Origin of the sequence: Accumulibacter sp., assembly GCF_031732815.1 — a bacterium.
GTDB lineage: Bacteria > Pseudomonadota > Gammaproteobacteria > Burkholderiales > Rhodocyclaceae > Accumulibacter.
In genome coordinates, this window is the sequence record NZ_JAVMKF010000265.1 from 1 (window position 1) to 7,247 (window position 7,247).

Here is a 7,247-nt window from a genome sequence, read left to right on the forward strand (position 1 = left end):
GCGGTGCCGCACTCAAGCGCCGCCGCGGATTTGCAGCTCTGCCGAAAGGACACGGTCGCCATGGCGGTACGGCGAGCGGAGAAGGCACCGCCGGTCGGGCACGCGTTCTCTCCGGCTTGGCAATCCGGGCTGCGCTCGCCATGCGGTGGATCGCCCGCCGTGGGCGAAGGATCGCCGCAAAAAAAGGGCGCGGCAAAGGGTCGCAACAGACCTCGTTCATGCCTCTCACAGGTCGCTTTCGTGCGATCCGGGCCAATCCTTGCCGTAATATGGCGGGCTGTGTACCGCACGAGGCCGGTCCCGCATGGGGAATTGTCGGCTTCCAGTCCTTCTCTTGGTCGATATGAACAAGGTCGTCAAAGCCACCAAGCCACGTCATCATCAACAAACAAAGGCTTATCGTGCTTTCTACGAGGCGCGCTCAAGCGAACTGGACCCGATTACCGGGTTCGTCAGCCGCTTCTGCCGAGCGCCCATGGCTGGGGTCAGTGTGGTGGACAACGATCAAGTCCTGCTCAAGAGCCGGGTAGGGCTGAGCGTCGACCGCTTTTCCCGCGCCGGAGCGTTTTGTGCGCATGCCGTCGATTCGAAGGTGAGCTTCTTCGAGGTTGCCGATACGCGGCATGACGCCCGCTTTCGCGACAGCCCGCTGGTTCGCGGCGAGCCGCACGTGCGTAGCTATGCCGCAGCCGTCTTGATCGACGCCAGCAAGGCTCGCATCGGCACGCTTTGGGTGATGGACCGCGCGCCACGTCGGCTGGCCCGCCGCCAACGTTGCCTGCTTGTGGAGATGAGCCGGCACGTCATGGCCGTGCTCAGCTTGCTGTACGAAGACCACGCCACTGGACTGCCCAACCGGCGGGGATTTCTGGAAGTCCTGCAGCCGCTGCTGGAGACGTGGCGGCGTGAGTCGGTTGAAACGGTGCTGGTCGCCTTCCAGATTCGCGAATTGCCGCTCCTGCGCGACACTTGCGGTTGGGAGCGTACCGATCAGTTCCTGTCGGAACTGGCGCAAAGCATGCGCGCCATCTGTCGCTTTCAGGATGAGTTCTGCGCTCGTTGTGGCGACGATCAATTCGTTCTCACACTGCGGCTACCGGCTGGTGGCGGCGTCGACACCGCGCTGAAACGTCTCGCGTGCCTGGTCGACGCGCCGTTTCGCGCACACCGGCAAGTCTTGAACCTCCACTTGCGCCTGGGTGTTGCAAAGGCTTCCGGTCGTGTGCTAGCGGCGGTGGATTTGCTCGACGAAGCCTTGCTGGCGGCCCAGCAGGCGACACTCAGCGGCGCCGCGGTGTCTTATGGCGGCGCCGATGGTGCGCATGCCCGCCGCCGTGAGCTGGACCATGTGCAGCGAGTGAAGGCAGCGTTTGCCGCCGGCGAGTTCGTGCCGCACTTCCAACCCCAGATCGATCTCGCCGCCGGCTGTATCAGTGGCTTCGAGGTTCTGGCACGCTGGCAAGCCCGCGGCAGAGGCGTGCAACTGCCGGAGGTTTTCCTGTCCGCCTTCGAAATCGCCGAATGCCTGCAGGATCTCGATCTGGCGATTGTCGACCAGGCCTGCGCGCACTTGCGACGCTGGTTGGACAGTGGTCTGGCGGTGCCGCGTCTGCTGTGCAACCTCAGCCGTGCGACGATCGGGCAGGCGGGCTTCCTCGCCGCCGTCGATCGCGTCCTGGCGCGACATCTGGTCCCGTCGCACGGCATTGGTTTTGAGCTCACCGAGTCGCACCTCCTGCGTGAGCCGGTGCGGGCCAGGGCCTTGCTTGACGCCTTGCGCGCGCGCGGCATCTATCTCGCTCTCGACGATTTCGGTACCGGTTACTCCAATCTCCTGGCGCTGCACGATTGGCCCGTTGACTGCATCAAGGTGGATCGCTCCTTTGTGCGCGCCGTCGACACCGACAGCAGGTCACAAGATTTGCTCCACCTGGTGCTCGGCATGAGCCGCAGCCTCGGCTGCGCGGTGGTTTGCGAAGGCGTCGAAACCGAGTCGCATTTGGCGTGGCTGAGTGCTGCCGGCAACAGCTATCTGCAGGGCTGGTACTTTGCCGAGGCGCTGTCGCCGGATCTCGTGCCACGACTGGCACCCTTATTCGTGCGGGACGCCGGTTTGGGAAAAACACCCTGCCAACGTGCCCGTTCCCTGGCCGCACGCATCCACGACGCGGTTGGGGTGCTGCCGCCGGCGTGAATTCGGGCACGGACATTCCGGATTCTCGAATGAGCGTGTCCCTTGACGAATACGTGGATTTCCCGCGACGCGAGCGGGCCTCGGAAACTCGGCGTTTGACCAAGCTGAATTCGGCGTTGACCAGGCTGCAGACCAGGATCGGACAGCGGACGAAAAGGCGTAAGAGGTGGCGCAGCGCCTCGCCGACAATCCTCTGCAGTGCCCATCCGCAGGGCTCAGACGGCGAGTTCGGCGGCCGACGAGCCCCATCCGACAGGAAAGCACGCTCGGCAGCACGCCTGGGTAGTCCCTGCGCGACAGGGCGCTTGTTCCATCGGCGAGACCTGCCGGAGCACGGGGCAGGGAGCAGCTCGAGCGATGGCGCTGATCAGGCATCAAGCCGTGCGCGGACGCTGTCGCCGGCGAGCGGATCAGCGCGCGTCGCGCTTGCCTACCAGCGCAGCAGACGTTCGCCGAGCGCCGCGCCGGCGAGCGCCGGGACGAGCATTCCGACGACATACCACAGACCGATGAACGGCGGCGCGCTTTCCGGACAATGCAGGCAGTAGACCAGCGCGCCGGTGGCGCCGGCGAGGAGTCCCGCGGCGGCTCCGGCGAGGCGTGGGCGAGTCGGCGCCAGCCCTTGCATCGCGCGCATGGCGGCGACGAAAGCCGGTAGCGAGAGCAGCGCGATCAGCCACGGGCACCAGCGCCAGGTCGCGCCAAGAACGAGGTCGGCGCGCTGCGCCGGGTCGGCGCCGAGTACAGCGTAAGCCGCGAACGCCCAGATCACGGCCAGCGGTGCCGCCAGCGCGGCGGGAACCCCAGCCAGGCGCGCGCCCGGTCGTGCCAGACGCCAGGCGGCGAAGGTGCTGGCGGCCAGGACGCCGGCGACGAAGCCGGTTTTCAGCCAGAAGCTCGGCGAACTCACGGCTTGCGCCAGATCGGCCCGCACACCGAGCAGCGCAAACATGAGGAGCAGCGCGCCGACGGCGCCATAGCCAACGGCGCCGGCAAGGCGGCGTTCGGCGGCATGCGTGTCGACCGCGTCGGCGCCGGTCGCCAGCAGGCGGATCAGTTCGTCAGTCTTCATCGCGTCCCCCTGATCTTCTCGGCGAGTGCCTTCAGACCCCGGTGCACGCCGATCTTGACCGCCGACACCGACATGCCGGTCAGCCTCGCCGCCTCCTCGACCGAATGGCCGTCAAGCCGCGTGTGGATGATCGGCAAACGGTGGCGGTCGGGCAATTCGTCGAGCAGCTTGTGGAGGTCGCGGCGCGCCTCGGCGGCGTCGGCGTCGGCCGTGGTGAAGATTTCGTCAGCCGCATCGAGCGCTTCGTTCGGCAGGTCGTGTACCGCCCGCCGGCGCAAGAAGTCGACCAGCTTGTAGCGGGCAATGGCGTGCACCCACGCCGACAGCGGTTGCCGCTGGTCGTAGGTGTGCCGCTGATTGTGTATTGCGAGCAGCGCTTCCTGCACGAGGTCCTCCACCTCATCGGGCAAGCTCGGCAGGCGTTTGCGCAGAAACGCCCGCAGGTGCTTGCTCAGTTCTTCGAGAAACGCCTGATAGCGCCTGCTGTCGCCGGACAGCCCGGCGAGCAGCAGCTCGCGCAGACGATCTTCGCGCGCACGCCAAGGGTTCTCTCTCTCTATTCGTTGCATCGAGGTCTTTGGTTACTCGCGAGCGAAAAAAATCTTTTGTCCGTGCGCAAGGAATTTCTGCCCGAAGGTGTAACCGGCTGCCGCCAGCCGACGAACTACCTTGCACAGGCAAGCAAGACAGCGTCCGGCGAAGACCACGCAACGCTTGCCGCCGGCAGACGAAAGCCAGACGAAATATACGCCTCATCCGGAAGCAAAGGACATGAACCCGAAGACTGCAGTGATTCACCCGCTTTGGTTGCGCCTGACGCACTGGCTCAACGTCGTCGCCGTCATCGTGCTGACGCTCAGCGGCTGGCGCATCTACAACGCAGCGCCGTTCTTCCCCTTCGTCATCCCGAAATGGATGACGCTCGGCGGTTGGCTCGGCGGCGCGATCCAATGGCATTTCGCGGCAATGTGGCTGCTCGCCGGCAACGGTCTGCTCTACCTGGCGTGCAACGTGCTGAGCGGGCGCCTGCGCCGCAAGTTCTTCCCGTTGTCGGCGCGCGCCTTCGTCGCCGACCTGCAGGCGGCCTGGCACGGCCGGCTGTCGCATGCCGACCCGACGCACTACAACACCGTGCAGCGCGCGGCGTACCTGTTTGTCCTCGCGGATACCGTTCTCCTCGTGCTGTCCGGTCTGGTGCTGTGGAAATCGGTGCAGTTTCCGCTGCTGCGCGAACTGCTCGGCGGCTACGAAGCGGCGCGCCGGGTCCATTTTCTTGCCATGTCGGCGCTGCTCGCTTTCATCGTCGTGCATCTGGCGATGGTCGCGCTCGTGCCGCGCACCCTGCCGGCGATGATTCGCGGGCGCTGAAAGGAACCATCACCATGAGCGCAAACCCCTTTCGCTGGCTGGCCGACAACGGCGACGCCGTCCTCCGCGCTGCGCGCAACGAAGTCGGACGCAGCGTCGTCGTGCCCGAGCGGCGCGCCTTCCTGCGCCGTACGCTGACGCTCGGCGGGCTTTCCCTGCTCAGCGGCTGCGCGCTGGTCGACGAAGAGAGTGTCGAGAACGCCTTGACGCGCATCTCGCGTTTCAACGACAAGGCGCAGGGCTGGCTGTTCGATCCGCAACAACTGGCGCCGACCTATCCCGATTCGCTGATCGCACGCCCGTTTCCGTTCAACGCCTTCTATGGCGAAAACGAGATTCCGGTGGTCGACGAGGAGGGCTTTCGCCTCGAAGTCAGCGGCCTGGTCGCCGACCGCCACGCCTGGACGCTGGCCGAATTGCGTCGCCTGCCGCAGCGCGAGCAGGTGACGCGGCATATCTGTGTCGAAGGCTGGAGCGCCATCGGCAAGTGGGGCGGCGTCCCATTCGCCGACTTCCTGCGCCGCATCGGCGCCGACCTGAGCGCCCGTTATGTCGGCTTCAAGTGCGCCGACGACTACTACACGAGTATCGACATGGCGAGCGCCATGCACGCGCAAACGCTGCTCGCCCTCAGTTGCGACGGACGCACGCTGGAGCCGCGCTACGGCTTTCCGCTCAAGCTGCGCATCCCGACCAAGCTCGGCTACAAGAACCCGAAGCACATTCAAGCCATTTTCGTCACCAACACTTACCCCGGCGGTTACTGGGAAGACCAGGGGTACAACTGGTTCGGCGGCAGTTGAGCGGCGACGCCCAACTGCCCTGAAAAAGCGGCAAACCTGCCGATCAATCACGCTTTCATTCAATCAATAGCAAGGAGTCAACCATGAATATCAAGAGATTTGTCGCCCACACCCTGCTCTCGCTCAGCCTCGCGCTGGCCGGCGGAACGGCTTTTGCCGCCGACGAGATGAAGAAGGACGAAATGGCCAGGGACGGCATGAAAAAAGACGCCATGGGCAAGGACCACATGGCGAAAGACGGCATGAAGAAGGACCACATGGCCAAGGACGGCATGGCCAAGGACGGCATGGCCAAGGACGGTATGAAAAAGGACGCGATGGCCAAAGATCACATGGCCAAGGACGGCATGAAGAAGGACGCCATGGCCAGGGATGAAATGAAGAAGTAACAAGGCTCCGCCGCGGGTTCGTCCCGATCAGGCTCGCCGATCCGCGCACCTGCCGGCCAGACCGCCGGCGCGCGCGGTGGGTTTCCGCGGACGACCCCTGACCCATTCAGCGCGCGGAAAAAGGCAGGCGCCAGCGCGCCTTGCGTCTTTCCCTCGCCTGGCTCCGCTGCACTACCTCATTGCTCAAGGAGATCCATCATGCTGCATCCTCGTTCCTTCACGCCCGCCCGGCTGACCGCCGGCGCGGCCGCACTTGCGCTCTGTGCCACCGCCGGCGCGGCGCAGCTCACGCTCAACCTTACCGTCGAAAACCTTGCGCCAGGCAACAGCATCAGCTTCGCGCCTCTGCATCTGGGCTTCAACAATGGCAGCTTCGACGCCTTCAACAGCGGCCAGACGCCGACAGCGCAAATCATCTCGGTCGCCGAGGGCGGCAGCGGCTCGGCCTGGCATCCGGCTTTCGCCGCGACCGACCCGGGAGCGACGCGCGGCACGATCGCCGGCCGCCTCGACTCCGGCCAGACGCGCAGCGCCACTTTCCAGGTCGACCCGCAGGCGAATCCCTTCTTCACCTTCGCCTCGATGGTCGTCCCGAGCAACGACTTCTTCATCGGCAACGATTCGCCGACGCGCTATCGGCTGTTCGACGCCGCCGGCAATCTGCTGCTCAGCTCGATCGAACAGACCGCCGCCGACATCTGGGACGCCGGCTCCGAGCTCTTCGATCCCGCCGCCGCTGCCTTCGTCGGCAACAACAACCTGCGCACGCCGCAGAACGGCGTGGTCAGCGCCAACTTCGCCGAGCTGGCGGGCTTCGACGGTCTGCCGACCGCCGCCGGCTACGTCTTCACCAGCGGACTCGCCGCCGATACGAACGTCTATCGCATCCGCTTCGAGGTCGTTCCCGAACCCGGAACCTACGCGCTGATCGCCGGCGGCTTGCTGGCCGTCGGCTGGAGTACGCGCCGCCGCCGTCCGCCGTCGTCGTCCGTCGCCTCCGCCTGAGGCAAATTCCTGGCCGCCAGCACCTGGCCGACATCGCGCCCGCGCCAAGCGCGCGGCGCGGGCGGAAACAGGTTCATCGGCACCCTCCCCTGGGCCGCACGGACGACACGCCGGGCAAACGGCACGGCGCGCGCAAATTTCCCGACGGTCGTAGATTCGCGCGCCGTGCTGCTCACCCCGCTGCTCTCCCCGCTCGTCGAAATCGATCCGCTGCTGTGCCGGCACGAACTCGTTTCTGCTGCGCTCGAAAACCTTCGCCGCACGCCCGGCCAGCGTGGCATCGCCCACGGTGCCGTAGCCGCTGCCTGCAGGCGCTACGCCGAACGCCGGTCTGGCGAAGACGCGCAGATAGTGCTTGATCGATCGGTACGGCCAGCCACCGTTGACATGGTAGTGCACCGAGATGCGCGAACCGA

At 65.7% G+C, this 7,247-nt stretch carries 7 protein-coding genes and 1 pseudogene; 6 read left to right on the forward strand and 2 right to left on the reverse strand.

Annotated elements, in window-relative coordinates:
* Positions 1 to 805: 805 nt before the first annotated feature.
* Together RKP46_RS20265 and RKP46_RS15510 are read left to right on the forward strand one after the other, a co-directional pair.
* A pseudogene (locus tag RKP46_RS20265) lies at positions 806 to 1,228 on the forward strand (GGDEF domain-containing protein); the annotation flags it as partial.
* Between the two features lie 12 nt (positions 1,229 to 1,240).
* Positions 1,241 to 2,194, forward strand: a complete 954-nt coding sequence (locus RKP46_RS15510; protein WP_311107467.1) for an EAL domain-containing protein — start codon at positions 1,241 to 1,243, stop codon at positions 2,192 to 2,194.
* A gap of 430 nt (positions 2,195 to 2,624) precedes the next feature.
* On the opposite strand, the gene RKP46_RS15515 is transcribed toward RKP46_RS15510, so the two are convergent.
* Positions 2,625 to 3,266: a DUF1109 domain-containing protein gene (locus tag RKP46_RS15515; RefSeq protein WP_311107468.1), complete on the reverse strand. Its 642-nt coding sequence runs from the start codon at positions 3,264 to 3,266 to the stop codon at positions 2,625 to 2,627.
* Positions 3,263 to 3,835: a sigma-70 family RNA polymerase sigma factor gene (locus tag RKP46_RS15520; protein ID WP_311107469.1), complete on the reverse strand. Its 573-nt coding sequence runs from the start codon at positions 3,833 to 3,835 to the stop codon at positions 3,263 to 3,265. Before RKP46_RS15520 ends, RKP46_RS15515 begins: the two co-directional genes overlap by 4 nt.
* Before the next feature lie 202 nt (positions 3,836 to 4,037).
* On the opposite strand from RKP46_RS15520, the gene RKP46_RS15525 reads away from it, so the two are divergent.
* The 4 genes from RKP46_RS15525 to RKP46_RS15540 all read left to right on the forward strand — a co-directional run bounded on the left by RKP46_RS15525 (position 4,038) and on the right by RKP46_RS15540 (position 6,831).
* Complete coding sequence (locus RKP46_RS15525; RefSeq protein ID WP_311107470.1) at positions 4,038 to 4,634, forward strand: cytochrome b/b6 domain-containing protein; 597 nt, start codon at positions 4,038 to 4,040, stop codon at positions 4,632 to 4,634.
* 14 nt (positions 4,635 to 4,648) lie between these two features.
* A complete protein-coding gene (locus RKP46_RS15530) occupies positions 4,649 to 5,437 on the forward strand; it encodes a molybdopterin-dependent oxidoreductase (RefSeq protein ID WP_311107471.1) in 789 nt (262 codons plus the stop codon).
* 83 nt (positions 5,438 to 5,520) lie between these two features.
* Entirely contained in the window at positions 5,521 to 5,826 is a 306-nt protein-coding gene (locus RKP46_RS15535) for a pentapeptide MXKDX repeat protein (protein ID WP_311107472.1), read from the forward strand.
* A gap of 198 nt (positions 5,827 to 6,024) precedes the next feature.
* The gene (locus RKP46_RS15540; RefSeq protein WP_311107473.1) at positions 6,025 to 6,831 is read left to right on the forward strand and encodes a spondin domain-containing protein; all 807 of its coding nucleotides are present in this window, start codon (positions 6,025 to 6,027) and stop codon (positions 6,829 to 6,831) included.
* The last annotated feature ends 416 nt before the right edge of the window (positions 6,832 to 7,247 follow it).